Source organism: Streptomyces gilvus (genome assembly GCF_022513565.1).
GTDB lineage: Bacteria > Actinomycetota > Actinomycetes > Streptomycetales > Streptomycetaceae > Streptomyces > Streptomyces gilvus.
In genome coordinates, this window is the sequence record NZ_JAKWBE010000021.1 from 21464 (window position 1) to 42291 (window position 20828).

General features: G+C 68.9%; 19 protein-coding genes. 9 read left to right on the forward strand and 10 right to left on the reverse strand.

Annotation, left to right across the window (positions count from 1 at the left end; all coding sequences use genetic code 11):
- Positions 1-126: 126 nt before the first annotated feature.
- Positions 127-771 carry a peptide deformylase gene (locus MKW14_RS27710; RefSeq protein ID WP_240866687.1) on the reverse strand — a complete coding sequence of 215 codons (645 nt, stop codon included), beginning with the start codon at positions 769-771 and terminating at the stop codon, positions 127-129.
- Between the two features lie 147 nt (positions 772-918).
- Between MKW14_RS27710 and MKW14_RS27715 the strand changes: the two genes are divergently transcribed.
- Positions 919-2313, forward strand: a complete 1395-nt coding sequence (locus MKW14_RS27715) for a PepSY-associated TM helix domain-containing protein (RefSeq protein WP_240866689.1) — start codon at positions 919-921, stop codon at positions 2311-2313.
- 48 nt (positions 2314-2361) lie between these two features.
- On the opposite strand, the gene MKW14_RS27720 is transcribed toward MKW14_RS27715, so the two are convergent.
- The 4 genes from MKW14_RS27720 to MKW14_RS27735 all read right to left on the reverse strand — a co-directional run bounded on the left by MKW14_RS27720 (position 2362) and on the right by MKW14_RS27735 (position 6887).
- Entirely contained in the window at positions 2362-2550 is a 189-nt protein-coding gene (locus tag MKW14_RS27720) for a winged helix DNA-binding protein (RefSeq protein ID WP_308314638.1), read from the reverse strand.
- 371 nt (positions 2551-2921) lie between these two features.
- Positions 2922-3926, reverse strand: a complete 1005-nt coding sequence (locus tag MKW14_RS27725) for a spirocyclase AveC family protein (RefSeq protein ID WP_240866691.1) — start codon at positions 3924-3926, stop codon at positions 2922-2924.
- Between the two features lie 389 nt (positions 3927-4315).
- Complete coding sequence (locus MKW14_RS27730) at positions 4316-4918, reverse strand: TetR/AcrR family transcriptional regulator (RefSeq protein WP_240866693.1); 603 nt, start codon at positions 4916-4918, stop codon at positions 4316-4318.
- Positions 4919-5252: 334 nt separating this feature from the next.
- Positions 5253-6887 (reverse strand): sodium:solute symporter family transporter, encoded by a 1635-nt coding sequence (locus MKW14_RS27735; RefSeq protein ID WP_240866695.1) that lies wholly within the window; start codon positions 6885-6887, stop codon positions 5253-5255.
- 965 nt (positions 6888-7852) lie between these two features.
- Here MKW14_RS27735 and MKW14_RS27740 point away from each other — a divergent pair.
- From MKW14_RS27740 to MKW14_RS27750, 3 genes are all read left to right on the forward strand, one after another.
- Positions 7853-8572, forward strand: a complete 720-nt coding sequence (locus MKW14_RS27740; protein ID WP_240866698.1) for a FadR/GntR family transcriptional regulator — start codon at positions 7853-7855, stop codon at positions 8570-8572.
- 334 nt (positions 8573-8906) lie between these two features.
- The gene (locus MKW14_RS27745) at positions 8907-9284 is read left to right on the forward strand and encodes an AMP-binding protein (RefSeq protein WP_240866701.1); all 378 of its coding nucleotides are present in this window, start codon (positions 8907-8909) and stop codon (positions 9282-9284) included.
- Positions 9220-9885, forward strand: a complete 666-nt coding sequence (locus MKW14_RS27750) for an AMP-binding enzyme (RefSeq protein ID WP_240866703.1) — start codon at positions 9220-9222, stop codon at positions 9883-9885. The genes MKW14_RS27745 and MKW14_RS27750 overlap by 65 nt, the downstream gene beginning before the upstream one ends.
- Before the next feature lie 24 nt (positions 9886-9909).
- Here the strand turns inward: MKW14_RS27750 and MKW14_RS27755 are convergent, their stop codons facing one another.
- Entirely contained in the window at positions 9910-10938 is a 1029-nt protein-coding gene (locus tag MKW14_RS27755; protein WP_240866705.1) for a TIGR03617 family F420-dependent LLM class oxidoreductase, read from the reverse strand.
- A 69-nt stretch (positions 10939-11007) separates the two neighbouring features.
- Here MKW14_RS27755 and MKW14_RS27760 point away from each other — a divergent pair, with 69 nt between their 5' ends.
- Positions 11008-12183, forward strand: a complete 1176-nt coding sequence (locus MKW14_RS27760; protein WP_240866707.1) for an acetyl-CoA C-acyltransferase — start codon at positions 11008-11010, stop codon at positions 12181-12183.
- Positions 12184-12316: 133 nt separating this feature from the next.
- On the opposite strand, the gene MKW14_RS41605 is transcribed toward MKW14_RS27760, so the two are convergent.
- Together MKW14_RS41605 and MKW14_RS27770 are read right to left on the reverse strand one after the other, a co-directional pair.
- Positions 12317-12817 (reverse strand): CoA transferase, encoded by a 501-nt coding sequence (locus MKW14_RS41605; RefSeq protein WP_374116603.1) that lies wholly within the window; start codon positions 12815-12817, stop codon positions 12317-12319.
- A 217-nt stretch (positions 12818-13034) separates the two neighbouring features.
- On the reverse strand, positions 13035-13940 hold the full coding sequence (locus MKW14_RS27770) for an SDR family NAD(P)-dependent oxidoreductase (RefSeq protein WP_240866709.1): 906 nt from the start codon (positions 13938-13940) through the stop codon (positions 13035-13037).
- Between the two features lie 580 nt (positions 13941-14520).
- On the opposite strand from MKW14_RS27770, the gene MKW14_RS27775 reads away from it, so the two are divergent.
- From MKW14_RS27775 to MKW14_RS27790, 4 genes are read left to right on the forward strand one after another with little or no spacing between them, the layout of a single operon-like run.
- Positions 14521-15018 carry a PaaI family thioesterase gene (locus MKW14_RS27775; RefSeq protein WP_240866711.1) on the forward strand — a complete coding sequence of 166 codons (498 nt, stop codon included), beginning with the start codon at positions 14521-14523 and terminating at the stop codon, positions 15016-15018.
- Complete coding sequence (locus tag MKW14_RS27780) at positions 15018-15863, forward strand: enoyl-CoA hydratase-related protein (RefSeq protein WP_240866712.1); 846 nt, start codon at positions 15018-15020, stop codon at positions 15861-15863. Before MKW14_RS27775 ends, MKW14_RS27780 begins: the two co-directional genes overlap by 1 nt.
- A 50-nt stretch (positions 15864-15913) precedes the next feature.
- The gene (locus MKW14_RS27785) at positions 15914-16792 is read left to right on the forward strand and encodes an acyl-CoA thioesterase (RefSeq protein ID WP_240866714.1); all 879 of its coding nucleotides are present in this window, start codon (positions 15914-15916) and stop codon (positions 16790-16792) included.
- Positions 16779-18245 (forward strand): class I adenylate-forming enzyme family protein, encoded by a 1467-nt coding sequence (locus MKW14_RS27790; RefSeq protein WP_240866716.1) that lies wholly within the window; start codon positions 16779-16781, stop codon positions 18243-18245. The genes MKW14_RS27785 and MKW14_RS27790 overlap by 14 nt, the downstream gene beginning before the upstream one ends.
- A gap of 139 nt (positions 18246-18384) precedes the next feature.
- Here the strand turns inward: MKW14_RS27790 and MKW14_RS27795 are convergent, their stop codons facing one another.
- Both MKW14_RS27795 and MKW14_RS27800 read right to left on the reverse strand, forming a co-directional pair.
- Complete coding sequence (locus MKW14_RS27795; RefSeq protein ID WP_276621962.1) at positions 18385-19521, reverse strand: acyl-CoA dehydrogenase family protein; 1137 nt, start codon at positions 19519-19521, stop codon at positions 18385-18387.
- Positions 19518-20825 (reverse strand): acyl-CoA dehydrogenase family protein, encoded by a 1308-nt coding sequence (locus MKW14_RS27800; protein WP_240866718.1) that lies wholly within the window; start codon positions 20823-20825, stop codon positions 19518-19520. Before MKW14_RS27800 ends, MKW14_RS27795 begins: the two co-directional genes overlap by 4 nt.
- Positions 20826-20828: the final 3 nt, after the last annotated feature.

The window sequence follows — 20828 nt, forward strand, 5'->3', positions numbered from 1 at the left end:
ACGCCGTGCCGGCCCTCGTCGACGGGGCCCGGCGTCGCGCCCGGACGCCTTACGGCTCACGGCAGTTGGAAGCCCAGCGCCTCGGCGGCCTCGTGCGGTGTGGGCCGCGTCCACCGGCCTTACGGCTCACGGCAGTTCGAAGCCCAGCGCCTCGGCGGCCTCGTGCGGTGTGGGCCGCGTCCACCGCTGGGCCATCGCCTCGTTCGAGGACAGCGACCGCAGCTCCGCCCGGTCGAGGTAGAGCGTGCCGTCCAGGTGGTCCGTCTCGTGCTGCACGATCCGCGCGGGCCAGCCGCTGAACACCTCGTCCACCGGCCGCCCGTGCTCGTCCTCGCCCGTCAGCCGTACCTCGGCGGCCCGGGCCACCACGGCCTGCCAGCCCGGCACGCTCAGACAGCCCTCGAAGAACGCGGCGCGCTCGGCGCCGAGGGGCTCGTACGCCGGATTGACCAGAACCCGGAACGGCTGCGGCACCCGTCCCCGCGCCAGGCGCACCTCCTCCGGCACCGGCGCCGGGTCCTCGATCACGGCGATCCGCAGGGCCACGCCGACCTGCGGCGCGGCCAGACCCACGCCCGGTGCCGCGTGCATGGTGACGCGCAGGGCCTCGACGAACCGGGCCAGCAGGGCGGAGTCGAGCTGTCCGTCGAAGCGCTCGGTGCCGCGCCGCAGTACGGGGTCACCGGCCGTGACGATGGGCAGCGGGCCGTCGGCGGCGAGGAGTTCCTCGACCTGCTCGGCAAGTGACGGGTGGTTACGGGGAGTTGCCATGCGGCCAGCATGCCATGAGCGGTCCGCGACGCCCGTATCGCTGTGTGACGTACGCCACTTGGAGCTCCGGGAACTCGGCGTCCGCCTTCCCCGACTACTGGACCGCCAGCAGCACCACACCGTCCCGTCCCCCGGAGTAGCCCGCCGATGTCCACCGCTCCCTCGCCGACCAAGGACGAGGCCCCGAAAGCCGAACCGGCCCCCGCCGCCACCCCCGGCCCGTGGGCCTCCCTGCGGCCCCTCGTCCTGCGACTGCACTTCTACGCCGGAGTGCTCGTCGCCCCCTTCCTGCTCGTCGCCGCCGTCACCGGGTTCCTGTACGCCGGCGCCTTCCAGGCCGAGAAGCTCGTGTACGCCCACGAGTTGACCGTCGCCGAGGTCGGTGACACCAAGCTGCCCATCTCCGAGCAGGTGAGCGCCGCCCGCAAGGCCCATCCCGAGGGCACGGTCTCGGCGGTACGGCCCTCCCCGGAGGCGGACGCCACCACCCGGGTGCTGCTGTCCGGCGTGAAGGGCGTGGACCCCGACCACACCCTCGCCGTCTTCGTCGACCCGTACACCGCGAAGGTGCGCGGAGCCCTCGAACAGTACGGCTCCACCGGCGCCTTGCCGCTGCGGACCTGGATCGACGAGTTCCACCGGGACCTGCACCTCGGCGACACCGGCCGTCTCTACAGCGAGTTCGCCGCCAGCTGGCTGTGGGTGATCGCGGCCGGCGGCCTGGCGCTGTGGTTCTCCCGCCGCCGGGCCCTGCGCAAGGTCCGCGGCACGAGCGGCCGACGCCGCACGCTCGGTCTGCACGGCACCGTCGGCGTCTGGACCGCCGCCGGCTTCCTCTTCCTGTCGGCGACCGGACTGACCTGGTCGACGTACGCCGGCGCCAACATCGACGAACTGCGCACCTCGCTCGGCCAGGCCACGCCGTCCGTCTCGACGACGGCGGGCGGTGACCACGCGGGCCATGGCGCCGCCGCCTCCGCGGGCGGGGGCGAGCACGGGGTCGGTCTCGACAAGGTCCTGTCCGCGGCCCGCGCCGAGGGCCTGACCGATCCGGTGGAGATCGTGCCGCCCGCTGATGCGAAATCCGCGTACGTGGTCCGGCAGATCCAGCGCAGCTGGCCCGAGAAGCAGGACTCCGTGGCGGTCGACCCGGCCACCGGCGAGGTCACCGACGTGCTGCGGTTCGCCGACTACCCGCTGCTCGCGAAACTGACCCGCTGGGGCATCGACCTGCACACCGGGATCCTGTTCGGGCTGGTCAACCAGATCGCCCTGATGGCCCTGGCACTCGCCCTGGTCCTGCTGATCGTCTGGGGCTACCGCATGTGGTGGCAGCGCGGCCGGGGTTCCTCCTTCGGCCGGCCGATCCCACGCGGCGCCTGGCAGCAGGTGCCCCCGCAGATCCTCGTCCCGTGCGTGGCCGTGATCGCCGTACTCGGCTACTTCGTCCCGCTCCTCGGCATCCCCCTGGCGGCCTTCGTCGTCACGGACGTGCTCCACGGCGAGATCGCCCACCGGCGCGCCCGCGCCTCGGCGGGCTAGAACCACCGGCCCGGCCCGGCTCCGCGCGAACCGGGCCGGGCTCGGGGGTCAGGCGGACAGCGCGGCGAGCTCCGCGTCGGCCCGCTCGGTGACGGTCGCCAGGACGCGACCGGCCGCCGCGAGGTCCTCCGCCGGGATGCCGCCCCAGATCCGGGCGCTGATCTCCCCGGTCTCGGCGCTCACCCGTGAGTAGAAGTCACGTCCGGCGTCCGTGACGCGCACGTCGGATCCGTCCACGGTGACCAGGCCCTTGGCGTCCAGTTGCGCGATGACACCCCGCGCGACGGCGGCACTCCTTCGTCGATAACGACCGGGATGGGCAGGGGATGGCAATCCGCTCAGCCATGAACCATCCTCGCGTCGGCAGGGAGCAAGTGCCGTGACGCTGGTTAAGCGTTCCGGGGTCTGCTACGAGCGTTGTGCGCTGCTCGCCCTCGACAGGGGCGAGTATCTCCAGCGCGGAGGCGTCATCCGGTCCATCGGCCGGTGCCGGCGACGCCGAGCCCCATGTCCCCTTGAGTCCTCTCCGCAGCACCCGCGGGGTATCGGTGTGGTGGCATGTGTCTCGGCGCGTTGTCGGGCCGTTGGGGTGGTGGTGCCAGGAGGGGTCACGGTGTGGGGCAGGTGATGTCGGTGATGCCGCCGCACTGGCCGTTGGTGAGATAGCTGGGCATGTCCGTGGGCCAGTGATCGGTGGTGAAGTGGGTGAGTGTGCCGATGCCGGTGGTGTAGGCGAGGTTGAGGACGTTGCACAGGGCGACGACGGCCAGGATTCGCGCGGCGGTGGCCTTCCAGCGGGGGCCCGTGATCTGTTCGCTGCCGCGTTCGACGGGCGTCAGGCCGTTTTCGTCGCGACGGTGGAGCAGATAGCCGGCGATGACGAACGGGGTGGGGAAGAAGACGAACTCGATGATCGGGAACTGGTCGTAGTGGCCGCCGTGCAGGGAGAAACCCTGGATGGCGCCGGGCCAGGCGTCCATGTGCTCGATCAGGGCGCCGGCCACGTCCAGGAGGCTCATGGTGCACCACACGCTGGCGAAGCCCGCGATCACCACAAGCCACAACGGGGCCCCGGGCCGACGCCGCTTCACTGTGCGTATCGCCCACAGGGCGACGAAGGTGACCACGGTGAAGGTGACGAAGTAGTTGGCCGGATTGATCAGCAGAGGCTCGGCGATGCGGTTGCCGTTCGTACTGTGGTAGCCGGGGATGAATCCGGCCCAGCTGCCGCGGTTCACCGCGTAGGAGTTGTAGGTGAACATGGGGGTGAGGAAGTTCAGCCAGGGGTCCAGCCAGTAGGAGGACAACCAGCCGAGCATGAGAAGCCGGGGTGCGTCGATCCGGCGGGTCTTGTAGATCCCGCGGATGAACCAGATCAGTCCGACCACCGCCATCACGGTGCTGACGACCTCGAATCCCCGCACCATCGCCAGCCCGGTCGAGGAGATGTGGTCAGGGCCGGTGGGTGTGGCCTTGAAATCCGACGAGGTGACCCATCGGATGTAGACGGCAGCCTGGGTGGCGACGAAGGCCGCGCCGAGGCCGGCCCAGAGATGCACGGGCCGAAGCCGACGCCGACCGGCGACGTCGACGGCAGGGAGAGACTGCAGCATGACGAATCCTTCTGTTCGGGATGAGGGGTTCGGGCAGCCGAGTGGCGCCTTCTGGCTGCGGCGGCAGTGGTCGCAAGACAGAGTGCGCACCCACACGCCGCTTAAGGCCACCGACACCGGTGTCAGTCCGCAGAGGAGCGCCGCCAAGGGGGCAGCAGCACCATCTGATGGACAGTGCGGCGCAGCTCGGGGTGGGTGATCAACACACCCGTAGCGCCAGGGTGCTCATGTCGCCGGCGTTGACTTCTCGTTCGTGACGAGGACCGTCCCTCAGAGGTGGATTACGGGACGGCCACTCGAGTCATAGCCCAGGCAGGTCGCGGCCGATCCTTTTGGTCATATCCGGCTGCGACCCAAACAGATGAGAAGTCTCTCATCGGATCTCAGGTCTATTGGTCATGGCAGAGGGGCAGAAGTACGCGGTCGACGAATCGGGCGATCCGGGCCCGATCAGGGCGGACGCCACGCACCAGAACCTCATGCAGGTAAAACGATCGCGCCACATCGGCAACGTACTCTGCGTCGATGTCGGGCCCGATCTCTCCTCGTTCAGCCGCAGCGGTGAGGAGCGTTGAGCAGTAAGTGGTCTCGTGCCGCCGGATGAGCTCTCGCGCGAACGCACCAAGGTCGCCCGCGATCCGGGACGCGACGATCAGTCCCACCACGAGATTGGGCGACGCTTTCTCGGACGCTGCTTGATTCTGCAGATTGGCGATCAGGTCTCCGCGGAGCGTTCCCGTGCTTGCCAGGGTGTGGGATGCCGCCAGCTCTCGCTCAACCGCTCGCCGCAGGGCCGCCGCCATGAGTTCATCCTTGTTGGCCCACCGCCGGTAGGCGGTCTTCGTGCTGGCTCCGGCCGCCTCGCACACACTGCCGACGGTGAGCTTGTCGTAGCCAACCTGGGACAAGACCTCAAGCGCCGCGTCGAGGAGCGCCTCCTCGCGCTCACGGCTCGGTGGCCGACCGACGGCAGTCGCCGCAGGTTCTCTCATCGCTGCCTCATAGGAAAGGAAAGTGTTTCCTTTCTCAGGCTATCGGTGCAGCTGCGCTGCCGCAAGACGGGGGCGTGTCACAAGCCGGGCCTCGAGTAGAGGGTGGTTGTGCTCAAGCGGGATGGGACCCCGGGCGCGTCGGGCTCCGCTGCGGCGAAGTAGGACGTCGCGTTCGACGGAGCGCGGCCACGCCAGCGGAAATGATCGGGTGGCTCCATGGTCTTTGCGTGATCCTGATGAGGTCCCCCGGCCCGCCCAGACCTCGAAAACCTCCACCAACACTCACCACAAAGGGTCGGTCAGCAAGCTGACGGACCCATATGAATGATCGAGGCTAGGTACGGGCGGACTCGCGTCCAGGCTCCTTTCCCGTCAGAAGTCGGTACTCGACGAGCCGGAAATCGAGTTCGTGGTCATCGCGGGAGGTGACGCTGCCGAGCCATCCGAGGAAGAACGTCGCAGGCAACGCGACCAGCCCCGGGGACACGAACGGATACCAGTTGAAGTGCGCGTCTGGAAACAGTGCCATGCGGGTCCCCGAGACTGTGGGCGACAGGATCGTCAAGATGGCGCACAGCGAAAGCCCACCGTGGACGGACAACAGAAGTCCTCGGCGATTGAACCGACGCCAGAAGAACGAGTAGATCAACACGGGAAAGATGCAGGACGCTGCGACGTTCAACGACAACGAGGCCAGGAACTGCGTCGGATACCGGTGGAGAGCAGCAGCGGCCGACAGGCCCACCACACCCATCACGACGGCGGCCACCCGCAGTGCCCGCATCTCCTCGGGCTCGGTACGGTCCTTGCCTGATGCGAACACATCGTGGGCGCACGAGACGGCGGCCGCGAAGGTCGCACTTGTCACGGTCGAGAGCACGGCGAGAAAGACCACACACGCCACGACGACAATGATTGCTACGCGTCCCTGCGATCCGTCACTGAGGACGCTCGACGCCAGTTGGATCTGGGCCGCCTCTCCGGAGGCATCGACCGCGAGGATGTTGGCGCCACCCAGCACCGCAGCCGCCGCGAAGCCCGCGGTGATCAGGAGGAGGACGAAGAGGGCGATGAGTCCCGAGGCGATGCTCAGGGAACGTCGTGCCGCCTGTCCGCTTTGGGACGCGCTGATCCGCAGGATCATGTGAGGCACCAGGGCGAGACCGAGGACGGCGACCACATGAGCGCCGACCAGGTCGACTGCCCCGAGATGCGGCACTCGCGGCCAGAGACCCGGCTTCAGATAGCCGTCCGGTTTCACGCTCTTTTCCACCGCGGCCGACAGCAGCGACCCGGGATCCCAGTCGAATCTGCGGACCGCCAGCAGTGAGACCGCGGCAAGCGTCACGACGGTGATCGGCACCTTGACGACGTGCAGGAAACTGTTGCCCCGAAGACCCGCCACCGCGGCGAAGCAAGCGATGAGGCAACCGATGAGAACCGTGCACAGGACCTCGACACCGTCGGTCGGCCTGCCGATCAGGACGGCCGCGCTGATGCCGGCGGCTCTGAGCTGCACGATGAGGAGGGGCATGGAGACGGCCAGCGTCACCATGGTCGCGGCGATCCGGGGCGCCGTCCCGGAAGCGCGCATGCTGAAGAGGTCACCGAGGGTGTAACAGCCACTGTTGTGCATCTTCTGAGCGAGGAGCAGCAGCACGGCGAGCCCGAACAGGCAGTCCATGGCGTAGATGACCCCGTCGTAACCGAACAGGGCGATGCCCCCGGAGAGCGTAAACAGGGCGACGACCGAGATCTGCTCGCCCGCCATCGCGAAGCCGTTGAACAGGGGGGAGAGGGAACGGTTCGCCAGGTATAGCTTCTCCGGTGTGTTCTCCTCCACCGCAGCGAGCGTGAAGAGCCACAGCAGCGATAGACCGATGATGATCATGAAGGCGATGATCACGGGCCGTCTCGCGTCCGGACCAACCGGGTCCAATACGGCCGAGCTCAGGATGTCCACCGTCATCTGGTCCACCACCTGAGACCCCCGACGGGGGCAGCGCCTGACACTTCAGTGGCGGCCAGGGGCTCTTCGGTCGGATCGGACGACCGCGCGCTTCGTATCTCGCAGACCCAGGCCGTGCCCACAAAGACTACGCATTGCGCGACGACCCACACCATGCCCAGCGTGACATGCCCGGAAATCCGCACACCGGGAATGTCGGTGAAGGAGGACAGGAGTATGCCGACCGAGTAGGGAACCGCGTTGGCGACGAGGAAGGCGCGTTGCGCGCTGTGCAACCTTTTGCGGAAGCTGTCCACATGCTGCACCTGTGCGGCATCGCGTGTGTGGCGCGGCGTTGGCGGAAGGCCGGGGAAGGTCGGGGGAAGATGAGGGTGCACAGAACCTCCGGGCAGTTATGGAAGCGTGAACGGCGTAGCGTTCCGTCGCCGGTGCGGGGTCTGACCGACGACGGAAGGACGACGACACGCCAAGCCCCTCGGTACCGGCACCCGTCCGGGCATCGCACCTCACGCAACATGGGGCGGGGGAATCAGCCACTGCTCGAAGCAGAGGATGATGCGTCGGGTGCCTGTCGAACCAAGGGGAGGACGACCGGCTGGGCGGACCGTCAAGACCTCGGCGGCCCTGGTCGGAGCGTGCAGGCGCGGAAGCGGCTGTTGCCGTGATGCGCGACGTCGCATGCAAGAGACTCATGGACTGTGTGACCACCTGTCAACTCACCGTGAATGGTGTGCGTCATGTCACTTCAGGGATCCGACACCTGCCTGCCGAGTTGAACGGGCGGCGAGGGTGGTAGCTGAGAAAAACAGCTAACTTATCAAATTCTGCTAACCTATCTGTGTGAGTGCTGACAGTAGGCTGGTCTCGCTCGTCCGGCGCGAGCGGGGAGGTGGCGGAGTGTGACCGAGGGTGCCGAGTCGAGGACAGGACCGCGAACGCTGGGCCGACGCGTCCACGTTCCCAAGATGGCTGAACTGGTCGCGGCCCAACTGCGCCGCAAGATCGTGCGCGGCGAGCTGACCGGCGGGCAGGCCCTGCCGGCGGAGACCGTTCTGATGGAGGAGTTCTCGGTCTCACGGCCCACCTTGCGCGAGGCATTCCGCGTACTGGAGTCGGAAGCGCTGATCAGTATCCGGCGCGGCGCTCGAGGCGGCGCACGAGTTCAGGTGCCGAGGGGTGAGGCGGCGGCCCGATACGCCGGGCTGGTGCTGGAGTACCGCGGCACCACGCTCCAGGACCTCTACCAGGCACGCAACCTGATCGAGGCTCCCTGCGCGGGGCTCCTCGCGCAGGGAGCCACCGTGGCGGACGTCGACAAGCTGCGCGCCGCTGTGCGCGAAGCCGAGATGCTGATCGATGATCCGCCGGCGTTCATCCGCGCGCACATGCAGTTCCACGCGCTGGTCGTTGACCTGTCAGGCAACGAGACTATGAGAGTGCTCAACGGCATGGTCCGGCACATCATCGACCAGGCGAACTGGTCGCATGTGGACCTCGATGCGGGCAGTCCCGCGAACGTCGACGCGAACCGGGCCGGCTTTCGGGCGCATGTGCGACTGGTGGAGCTGGTGGCGGCCCAGGAGGTCAAGGCGGCGGAAGAGTTGTGGCTGTCCCATCTGCAGGCCGCGGGAATGTATCTCCTGCAGAATCAGTCGATGACCACGGTGCTGGACCTACTGGGTTGAGCATGCTCCGTCGTCAACCGTCCTTCCGCCCTCACGACGCCGAGCGCCTGTTTCAGCCGCCGTCGGCGCGCCGTGAGGACGCGTGTCAGTCGCCCAGGCGTACACGGCTTCGCGTGCGCAGGTGATGGGGCGGTCACCACCACGACGCAACAGTCACGTCGGCTGACGTCCCGGCGAACCAGCGAGGCGAATCAGCCTGGTATTAGATAGATAATTAAGATCTATCATTTCCTGACCCTCTCCTCGTTGCAGAAGGTGGACGACATCGTGACTCAGGTCCCGCCCAGCCGGGAGGGCACATGGGACTACGTTCCCCACGAGTTCCGGATCCGTCATGACGACCAACGCGTCAGCATCCCGAACGCCGTGCGGGTGGCGGCCGACCGCCACCGGGAACCGGGAAGCGATCGTCGAGGGGGACCTGCGGCTGACCTTCGGTCAGTTGGAAGAGGCCATGGACGACGCCGTCCGGGCGGCGATCGCGCACGGCATCGGGCCAGGGGACCGGGTCGCGGTCTGGGCGCCGAACTCCACGCGATGGATCCTGGCCGCGCTGGCCATCCAGGGGGCCGAGGGGATCCTCGTCCCGCTCAACACCCGCTTCGGAGCTGGTCCGCCGGATCCGCGACGTTCTCCGCCCGGAGACCGTGCACAGCTGCTACGACCTGACCGAGGCCACCTCCCTGGTCACCTCGGCCATGCCCCGGCATGACGACCTCGAGGACATCACCACCACCGTCGGCCGGGCGGCCTGGGAGATCGAGGTCCGGGTCGTCGATTCGGCGGGACGGGACCTACCGCGCGGCACCGCGGGCGAACTGCGGTGCCGGGGCTTCAACGTGATGTCGGGGTACTGGGAAGAGCCCGAGGCGACGGCGGAGGCGATCACGGCGGAGGGATCGCTGCGCACAGGGGATGTCTCGGTGATGGACGGTCACGGTTTCATCCGGATCGTCGACCGGCTCAAGGACGTCGTCATCGTCGGTGGGTTCAACGTCTATCCGGCGGAGGTCGAGCACATCCTGGGCGAGCATCCGGATGTGGAGTCCATCGCCGTGGTCGGCGTTCCGGACGAGCGGCTCAGCGAGGCCACAGCCGCCTTCGTGGTTCCGCGGCCTAACGCCGACCTGGACGTGGAGGAGTTCAGGACCTGGGCCGCCGGGCGCATCGCGGGCTTCAGGGCCCCGCGCCATGTGATGCTCGTCGAGGTGCTGCCCCGCAACGCCGGCATGAAGGTCGTGAAGAACGAACAGCGTGCCCGTGCCCGGGAGTTCGACCCGGGCGGGTCAGGATCCGGGCGGGAGAAAACCTGACCCGTTGTGCCCACGGGCACCCGCCTATTCGGAGCTCTCCTGGAGCCCGGCGATGACAGGCGTCCACAGATCGGTCTCGTGCGTGTAGGGGGCGTAGAACTGGACACGGTCGACCAGGTCACCGAAGCGCTCGAGGAGAACCGGCGCGATCTCTTCCGGGGCCCCGACGACCGCGAAGGTGTTGAGCACCTCGTCGTCGATGGCGTCTCCCATCTTGGTCCACTTGTCCAGGTCCCTGCTGAGCGACAGGGTGTGCAACTCGTCGCCCAGTTCGCCCCATCCGTGCAGTTCGAGGACGCCGCGGTAGGCCGGGGTGCTGCCGTAGAAGGCGATCTGCTCCCGGACCCCGCGGACGGCGGAGGCCAGCGACTCCTCGGTCGTTCCGGTGGCGATCAACGGCAGGCCGATCACGTCGAAGTCGTCCATGGACCGGCCGGTCTTCTCCTGCCCCCGGCGCACGGTAGGCAGCGTGACCTCGCGCATGTAACGCTCAGTGGTGAAGCCGTGCAGGAGGATTCCGTCGCAGACCTCGCCGGCCACCTGGCACATGGCCTCGCCGACGGCGGCGATGACGATCTTGGGAGCCGGGGTTGCCAGCGGTCCCGGGGAGAAGAAGGGTGTCATGAGGGTGTGCCGGTAGAAGTCGCCCTCGAAGGACAGCTTGGTGCCGTTCTGCCAACTGTCCCAGATGGAGTGGATGGCGCTCACCATCTCCCGCATGCGGGCGGCGGGCTTGCTCCACGGCATCGAGAAGCGGCGCTCGATGTGCGGCTTGACCTGGCTGCCGAGGCCCAGAGTGAAGCGGCCCTCGGTGTAGCGCTGCAAATCCCACGCCGTGTACGCGAGGGTCATCGGTGATCGCGCGAACGCGACCGCGATCGCGGTTCCCAGTTCCAGATCCTGGGTGGACTGGGCCGCGGCGGCCAGTGGGAGGAAGGGGTCGTGCGCGGACTCCGAGGACCACAGGCCCGCGTAGCCCCGCTTCTCGTGATCGGCGGCCGTCTCTGCCGTCTCCTGCAGTGATCCGGCCTTCAGTTTTCCGTCTGCATGCATGGGGACAGTGTAAATGATATAGCTGATATAGTTAAACAATTCTGTGTGGGTTCTGGTCTGGAGGAGCACATGTCGAACGTCGTCATCGTGGAGGCCGTGCGCTCTGCCGTCGGCAAGCGGAGGGGTGGTCTCTCCAAGCATCTGGCTTCCGATCTCTTCGCCGACGTCCTCGCCGGTCTGGTCACGCGCGCGGGCATCGACTCCGGTGTCGTCGACCAGGTGACCGGCGGATGTGTGAGTCAGGTCGGGCCGCAGTCGGGCAACGTGACGCGTACCGCCTGGCTCACGGCGGGGCTCGCCGAGCGGACCGCCGGCTCGACGGTGCACGCGCAGTGCGGCTCGTCCCAGCAGGCGTTCACCCTGGCGTACGGTCTGGTCGCGGGTGGTGTGGCCGAGGTGGCCGTCACCGGCGGAGTGGAAACGATGAGTCAGGTCCCCATGGGCTCGAGTGCCCTGCCCGAGCTGGGGCCGGGCAGGACGCGGCGCTATGAGGAGCGCTACGAGATCACCTCGCAGTTCGAGGCGGCCGATCGCATCGCCGAGGCCTGGGGCATCTCCCGCGAGCAGCTCGAGGAGTTCGCGGTCCTCTCACAGGCGCGGGCCGCCACGGCGATCGCCGAGGGCCGGTTCACGAGCCAGATCGTGCCCGTGGAGGCACCCGTCGCCGACGAGGACGGGACGATCGTCGGTTCCAGGATCATCGACACCGACGAGGGGCCCCGCCCGACGACGCCGGAAGGCCTCGCGGGGCTGCGGGTGAACCAGCAGGACCGCCCCGGCGCGCTGCACACGGCGGGGACGTCGTCGCAGATCGCGGACGGTGCTTCGGCTCTGCTCCTCATGACGGAGGAACGTGCCGCACAGCTCGGGCTGACGCCGCGGGCCAGGATCGTCGACTCCTTCATGACGGGAAGCGACCCGGTGATGCTGCTGACCGGGCCGATCCCGGCGACCCGGGGGATCCTGGAGCGCACCGGCCTCACCCTGGACGACATCGACGTCGTGGAGATCAACGAGGCGTTCGCCTCGGTCGTGCTCGCCTGGCAGCAGGAGCTCAAGGCCGACCTCTCCAAGGTCAACGTAAACGGAGGCGCCATCGCGCTCGGGCACCCCCTCGGAGCGACCGGCGGTGTGCTGCTGACCAAGACCCTCAACGAGCTGGAGCGGACGCAGGGCCGCTACGGCCTGGTCACGATGTGCGTCGGGGGCGGCATGGGCACGGGGACGATCATCGAACGCCTCTGAACCGGGCCTGTCGCACTCGAAGGAGGCTGGCTCGCGATGCGGGGACGTGCGCGTTGCCAAGGACCGGCCGGCGTGCGGGGTCCGGCGAGCCGAGCGGTCCGAGTCGCGCGGTCCGCGGAACCCCGCCCTCGGCTCAGGACTCCTGGACCGCGCCGGCGGTGATGAGCCGGCCTGCTCCGGTGCGGGGATCCCCCAGTCGATCAGGACCGCCCGCGAGTGCCCGCCCGGCAACGGGGGGAGGGCCGCTGATTCGGCCGGGTGTGCGCTGGAACCGCGGAGGCGGCGTCGGCTGACTCACCTCGAACGCGCGGGGGTGGGTTGCGCCGGCGGCGTTGCGCCAGGGGGCACGACCGGAGGTGATCCCGGGCGCTGAAAGAGCGTCAGGGAACCTGTCACTCCCTGACCGTTGAGGTCGTGACCGGCCATCGGTGCCATCGGCCCGGTCTGACCCGATCCGGTCATCCGACCGTCCACCAGCACGACGTTGTGCTGCCAGGCATTCGTCCGGATCAAAGCCCGGCCGCTCTGCCACCCCGGGCCGGAAACCCTCGACGAGGGCATCGGCCCGCTCGACGAGGCTCAGGAGAACGGCGAGGCCCCCGGCTGCTTGAGGTCGATCGTGATCGAGCGGCACCTGCCTTGCCGACGGCGGCGTCGCAGGTGAGGCAGATGGTCGCGGAAGGCACGCACAACGCCATGACGTGGTCCGCTTTCACATCGGAGCCGAGTCGGCGCCGCCAAGTGAGATGACAGATCGGTCTGGCCGGCTCGGGGAACGGGTGCGGCGGTCGGTGCCGTATCACCCACTCCCCAAACCGAAGACCTAGCCGTCGCTCATCTCGCGGAACGACTCAGAGCCGCCCGGAGGGGCGACCGGCCGGCGCGGCGCCGTACAGTTGCGGCAGGCCCTCGACCAGTTCCTCGGCCGTCACCGCTCCGCCCGTCCTGGCGCGATGGGTGCTGGTGATGGACCAGGTCTGCATCCGGTTGACCGTGTTGCCGTCCACCCTGAGGACCTGCCCGGTCAACCAGCCGGCCTCGTCGGAGGCGAGGTAGACGACCACGCCCGAGGCGTTGGCGGGGTCCAACGGGTCGAAGCCGTTCTCGCTGGACGTGCCGCCCTGCAGCATGTCGGCCGTCATACGGGTGGCCGCGATGGGGGAGATGGCGTTGACGGTGACGCCGTAGCGGCGCATCTCCATGGCGGCGATCGTGGTCAGGTTGGCGATGCCGGCCTTGGCCGCGCCGTAGTTGGACTGCCCGACCTGGCCGAACAGGCCTGTTCCCGAGGTGGTGTTGATGATGCGGCCGGCGACCTGCTCACCGCGCTTGGAAGCCTCGCGCCAGTAGGCACAGGCATGACGGGTGAGTCCGAAAGTGCCCTTCAGGTGCACAGCGATCACGGCGTCGAACTCGGCCTCGGACATCGAGAAGATCATGCGGTCGCGCAGGATGCCCGCGTTGTTGACCACGATGTCCAGCCGGCCGAATTCGGCGACCGTGTCGGTGACCAGAGCCTCGGTCGCCTGCCAGTCCGCCACCGAACTGCCGTTGGCGACGGCGCGTCCGCCGAGCTTGGTGATCTCGGCGACCACTTCGTCCGCCGGGGACTCCCCGGCCTGCTCACCGTGCAGACCGGCACCGAGATCGTTCACGACGACGGCGGCACCCGCTTCGGCGAGCGCCAGGCAGTGCGCCCGGCCCAAACCGCGGCCGCCTCCAGTGACGATGGCTACCTTGCCGTCCAATAGCCCCACGACACGTCTCCTCTTGTTCATGGTCGAGTCCAGCGTCAACTAAATGCTTAATTATCTTACTGTATCGAGGGCTAGTCGAGGTGGAGCGCCTCCGGTCCGGGCGGCTCGGCCGCCCTTGGCGGAGCCTGCGTGGCGAGGAGGTGAAGGAAGGGGTTTATCTTGCATCATTTTTCTAAATGAGTTATCTATATCTCATGACCCCGACAAGTGCCCTGGCTCGGTCGGCAACCCTGCATGGGTGTGGGACGATGACGTCTGGTGCGACGCAGAGTCAGGCATGGGCGCGCCGGACGTGATCGCCTCGCGTGTCCGCATCGCGTCGGCAGCGGTCGATGAGTGCCGCACGCCCGCCGGGCCGGTGCCGCTGGAGGGCCAACGGTGGACGGGCAGCGGATGATGCCCCACGCGAGCCGCAACGGCGCGGCTGAACCTCGCCCGAGCGAGCGGGTGGTGTCGTGATGCGGCCCCCTGCCCATCACCTTGGCGGCGTCCCCGGCGAACGGCTGTCCTTCGTCTCCCTGGTCGTCGTCGAGCCGGCGATGACCTACCCGTCAGAAACACGGAAGGAGGACGGATGACCGTGACGAGACCAGCCCCGCTCAGCGAGCAGGAGCAACGCGATTTGCGCACGTGGTTCCGTGAGCACTGGGAGCGCGGAGTCGCGTTCAACTGGGACTGTGGCATGCGAGTGCGGCGCTGGGACCCCGACGGGGTCGAAATGGCGCTCCCGTACTCCGAACGTCTGACCGCCCACGATGGTGTCTTCCACGGAGGTCTTATCTCCGCCCTGATCGACACCGCCGGGGGCGGTGCCGTCATGGCCGGACACGACTTCGCCAAGGGCAGCCGGCTCAGCACGGTGTCCCTGTCCGTGCAGTATCTGGCCCCGGCGCTGGCCCCCGAGGTGGTCGCCCACGCCCGCTGCGTGCGGCGTGGAGGGCGCGTTCACTTCAGTGAGGTCGAGGTCCGGACAGCCGACGGGTCCGCGTGCGCCCGCGGCCAGGTCGTGGTCAGCGTATCCGGTCAGCGGAGCGGTGTGCTGACACCGATCCCCGAGTCGCACCACAAGGGGGCCTGATGTCTGAGCAAGCCGACACCGATCTGGTGCTGTGCGACGTGGACGAGGACGGAGTCGCCACCCTCACGCTCAACCGGCCGGAACGCAAGAACGCGTGGAGCCTGGCCATGGAAAAGCGGTTCTTCGGACTGTTGGACGAAGTGGCGGCCGACCCGGACGTCCGTGTGGTGATCGTCACCGGGTCGGGCAGGGCGTTCTGCCCCGGCATGGACGTGCAGCGACTGGAGCAGGACTCGCAGCCCGGGCAGAGCATCAACTTCGAGGGCCGCCCCCCGATGTACAGCCGGCGGCTGATCCCCAAGCCGTTGATCGCCGCCATCAACGGCGCGTGCGCGGGCATCGGGCTCATCCAGGCGCTGATCTGCGACGTGCGGTTCGCGGCCCGCGGGGCCCGGTTCTCCACCGCGTTCACGCGGCGCGGTCTTTCGGGTGAGTACAACCTGCCCTACGTGCTGCCCCGGATCATCGGCCTGGAGAACGCCCTCGACCTGCTGCTGTCGGCACGGACCTTCGACGCCGACGAGGCCAAGGCCCTCGGGCTGGTCAGCCGGGTTGTAGAGCCCGAGGAACTCATGGACGCCGTCCGTGCCTACGCCCGCGACATCGCCCGCAACTGCTCCCCCCGCGCGATGGCCGTGGTCCGGCGACAGGTGTACGGCGACCTCGACCGGGACTTCGACACCGCACTGGCGCGCAGCTACTCGGCGATGCAGTACTTCGCGGGTTCCCCGGACTTCAAGGAGGGCGTGGAGAGCTTCACCGAGAAGCGCCCACCCAAGTTCGAGGGGCTCCCCCCGGACTTCGACCCCGAGGACGCCACCCGCAATTCTTTCCTGCCCGGATGAACGCCCAAAGGACGAACGTGACCACTGTGAACGGTCCTTCGGTATCACCCGTGAGCACCGACAAGAGGCCTGAGCGGGAGGACGGAGTGTGGCAGGACCTGCGGGCCTTGCTGACGCTGGAGCGCACCGGGCCGGACACCTTCCGGGCGCCGAAGACGCTGACCACGCACGGAACGCTGTACGGCGGTCTCGTCGCCGCCCTGGCTGTTCTCGCCGCCGGTCAGACCGGCGGGCCCGGGCAGCTTCCGCACTCGCTGCATGCCTACTTCCTGCGGACAGCGACAGATCACCCCTTCCTGGACATCGACGTACGCCGCGTGCGCGATGGTCGTTCCTTCGCCGTCCGCGAGGTGGACGTGCACCAGGGAGGGCGGACCATCTTCAGCATGACCACTTCTCTGCACAGCTCCGAAGCCGGGGACGACTGGCACGCGGAGGTGCGCCGGTCCGAGCCCGGCACGGTGGTCCGGACGCGGCCGACCCAGCAGTTGATGGACGTGGGGTGGCCCTTCGAGGTGCGGCACTTCGCCACTCCTCGCTCCGACGGGTTCGTCCCCCTGCATCCGTTCTGGTTGCGCCATCGCCGAGCCACCCCCGACGATCCGCTGTGGCAGATCGCCGCGCTGACCTTCATCTCCGATCTCGGGGTCGTCATGGACGCCCGCCCGCCGGGCTCGGCGCTGCCGCACGACGTCCACGGCGTCAGCCTGGACCACACGGTCTGGTTCCACCGGCCCGCGCGGGTGGACGAGTGGCTGCTGATGGAGACCGATCCGCTGAACAGCGGTGGAGGCCGGGCTCTGGGCCACACGCGCATCAGTGACCGAAGCGGACGCCTTGTCGCGACGGTGGTCCAGGAGGGGCTGCACCGCAGCTCCCACAGACTCGCACCTGCCTCTGTGCCGGAGGAAGGCGTTGATCGAAGCTGAACGCGCGGCGCCGGCGGTGAGCCCGCGCGAGGCCACCTGGTCGGAGATGGTGACCGCGGCTTACGATCATGACCGGCCCGCCGCTGTGTTCGGTGACGTGAGCTGGAGCGGTCGCGAACTGCTGGATCGCGCCGCGGGCGCCGCCGCTTGGCTGGACTCGCTCGACCTGCCCGAGGGGGCGGCTGTCCCCGCCCTGGTCGCGTCGTCGCCCGAGGCCCTCGCGCTGGTGATCGGCGGCGCGGGCGCCGGCCATCCGATCGCCCCCCTCGGGGTGCGGATGACGGGGAGCGAGATCGCCGGCGTGGTCCGTGGACTCACATCCCCGGTGGTGGTCGCCCAGCCGGAGTTCTCCGCGCTGGGACGCGAGGTGGCTCATCGGACCGGCCGTCGGCCGGTGCCCGTCCCGTCGTTCGAGCCGGGGGAGCGGCCGCTGTCCGCCGGCCCGCAGGACACCGCGGTCGTGCTGCACACCTCCGGCACCACGGGCGTGCCCAAGGCCGTGACCCTGCCTCAGTGGCGTCTGGCAGCCCGAGCGAGGGTCAACGGCGCTCTCTGTGACATCGATCCGGACAGCGTCTACGGGGGGAGCGCTCCTTTCCATCACATCTCAGGCCTGGGGAACGTCGCGGTCGCGCTGGGCGCCGGCGCCCGCATGACGGGGATCCCGAAGTTCACCGTCGAGGGCTGGCGTCTTCTGTGCGCGAGGGGCGTCACGCACACCACCGTGGTGCCCTCCATGCTGGAGAAGCTCCTGGCCGCCGGTCAGCTCGGCCCCGCTCGCTGGCGGGTTCTGCAGTACGGTGGCGCCCCCATCCGGCCGGAAACCCTGCGGGCGACGTACGCCGCGGTGCCCGGGGTCCGCATGCTCAACATGTTCGGACAGACCGAGGGCTCACCGATCTCGGTACTCACACCCGAGGACCATCGTGCGGCGGTGGCCGGGCAGGAAGAACTGCTGCGCTCGGTCGGCCGTGCCGCTCCTGGCGTCGAACTGCGCATCGACCGGCCCGGCGCCGACGGAGTGGGTGAGGTGCACGCCCGGGGGGACCATCTGTTCCAGGTGGATACCGAGGGCTGGCTGCACAGCGGCGACCTGGGCAGAATCGCCCCGGACGGCTACGTGTACCTGTCCGGTCGCCAGAGCGACATGATCATCCGCGGCGGTGAGAACGTCCACCCGCAGGAGGTGGAGACGCTTCTCGCCACGCATCCCGAAGTGGCCGACGCGGCGGTGGTCGGCGTGCCGGACGACCGACTCGGCCAGACGGTCGCCGCCTTCGTCGTCCCGGCGGACCCGAGCGCACCGCCAGAGTCCGAGCGGTTGCGAACCTACGTCCGCGCCGAGCTGTCCGGCTTCAAAGTGCCCGCACACTGGCACATCGTCACCGAACTGCCGCGCAACGCCAACGGTAAGGTCCTGCGTCAGGTGCTGCGGGACAGCGTGTCTCAGTAGCCTGACCGACCTACGCGAACACGGCTCCTTCGGCGTCGGCGGACGCCGCAGGAGCCGTACGTCTGCGCCTTCAGCGCTGCGTCCTGCACGGGCTGGTCCGGGCCCGTCCTGCGACGACGGACGGGCCCGGACACGGGGGTCAGATCCCAAGCCGTTCCAGCAGACGCTCGCGGGACGCGGACGGCCCTCCGAGCAGCAGCTGCGACGACTTGGCCCGGCGGAAGTACAGGTGCGCGAAGTGCTCCCACGTGAAGCCGATGCCTCCGTGCACCTGGATGTTCTCCGACGCGGCGAACATGTACGCGCGGGAACACGTCATGTGGGCGGCGGCGGCCGCGACCGGGAAGCCGTCGTCCCCCAGGTCGGCGAGCCGCGCCGACTCCCGTGCGGCGGCCTGAGCGAGTTCCACCTGGACCAGGATGTCCGCGCACTTGTGCTTGACCGCCTGGAAGCTGCCGATCGGGCGGCCGAACTGGACCCGCGTGCCGGCGTATTCCGTGCTGCTTTCGAGGCACCGCGCCGCGCCGCCGGCCTGCTCGGCGGCCAGTCCCACGGCCGTCAGGTCGAGGACGCGCGCCAGCAGCGGGCCTCCCGCGCCTTCGGTGCCCACCAGTGTGGCGGGAGTGCCGTCCAGACGAAGCCGGGCCATGGCCCTGGTCGCGTCCAGCGTCTCCATCGGCTCCGCCGTGAGATCCGGCGCCCCGCGGTCGACCGTGAAGAGGGACGGCCCGGCCGTCGTGCGCGCCATCACCAGCAGCAGGTCGGCCGACGCGCCGTCGATGACGAAGGACTTGGTGCCGGTCAGCTCCCACTCGCCGGAGCCGTCCTCGCCGCGACGGACGGCCCTGGTGGTGATCTCCTCCGGATCCCAGGCGCCGGTCCGCTCGGCGACCGCGAGCGCGGCCGTCGTCGTCCCCGCCGCGATCCCCGGAAGGTGGCGGGCGCACGCGTCGGTGTCGCCCGAGGCCAGCAGCGCCTGCGCGCCGAGCACCACGGTCGCGAAGAACGGCGAGCAGGCCAGCGCGCGACCCATCTCCTCCAGCACCACGCCGAGGGCGGCCTGGCCGAAGCCGTCGCCGCCGTACGCCTCCGGGATCGCGAGCCCCGGCAGGCGGAGCTGGTCCGCCATCTGGGCCCAGACCTGGGGGTCGTAGCGGGATTCGCTCTCCATCACCTTGCGGACCGCGTCCTCGGGTGACTTGGACTCGAGGAAGGAGCGCACGGTGGAGCGCAGTTCGTCCAGCTCCGCGTCGGAGAGTTCCACGACGTCGCTCATGCCTTGTCCTTCCCCGTGCCGGAACGGCGCAGCTCACGGAACGGGGACTTGGTGTCGATGCCCGGTTCCTTGGGAAGACCGAGCACACGCTCGGCGAGGATGTTCTTCATGATCTCTTCGGTTCCTCCGAGGATGCGCAGGGCGGGCGTGGCCAGCAGCAGCTCCGACCACGCGTAGGTGCCCCAGTCACCGGAGTCGGCGATCGCGCGCGGCCCGAACACATCGGTGACGAGATGCGCGGCCCGGGTGAGGTTCTGGCCGTACATCAGCTTGGACACCGACATCTCCGGGCCGGGGGCCACGCCGGCGCGCATCCCTCGTTTCGCCCGCGAGTTGAGGTGTTCGGTGGCCATCACGTCCGCCAGCAGCTCGGCCAGCCGGGACCGGACCGCGCCGTCGTCCACGGTTCCCGAGGCCCGCAGCACCGCCGCCAGCCGCTGCGGCGACAGCGCGGCGGCGGCCGGTCCTCCGTCGTCGCCGCCGACGGTGGCGCGCTCGTTCATGAGCGTGGTGAGCGCCACCGTCCAGCCGCCGTCGACCTCGCCGAGCCGGTGATCGTCCGGCACCCGCACCTCGTTGAGGAACACCTCGTTGAAGTCGGCGCCGCCGGACATCTGGCGCAGCGGGCGCACCTCGACTCCGGGAAGGGTCATGTCGACCAGGAACGCGGTGATGCCCTTGTGCTTGGGGGCATCGGGATTGGTGCGGGTCAGGGCCACGCCGATCCGGCTGTGATGGGCCACCGAGGTCCACACCTTCTGGCCGTCGAGGATCCACGTGGATCCGTCCCGTACCGCACGGGTGCGCACGCTTGCCAGGTCGGAGCCCGCCTCGGGCTCGCTGAACAGCTGGCAGGCGATGGCGTCTCCCCGGTACATCTCGGGCAGCCAGCGGTCCTTGATGTGCGGCTGGGCGTGCGCCAGGATCGTCGGCCCGATCATGCCGAGGCCGACGACGCTGAGGACACCGGTGTCCGGTACGTCGTACTCCGACTCGATGGCGTTGTAGACCATCTCGTGGGTCGGGGAGAGCCCCCGGCCCCCGTACTCCTCGGGACCGCTGATCCAGCCGAAGCCGTTCTCGTAGCGGGTGCGCTGCCAGTCGCGGGCCTGCTGGATCTTCTGCTTCTCCACCTCGGGCGTGTCCGAGCTGAAGTACGCCATCCGGTCGTCACCCGCACCCCAGACGAAGCCGCTTCCTTCGTCCTCGCCCCTGGCAGTCGGCGCGTGGGCGTCGAGGAAGGCGCGGACCTCGGCCGTGAACGCCGACAGGTCGCCGACGCCGCCCTCCGTGTCGTGGGCCATCGA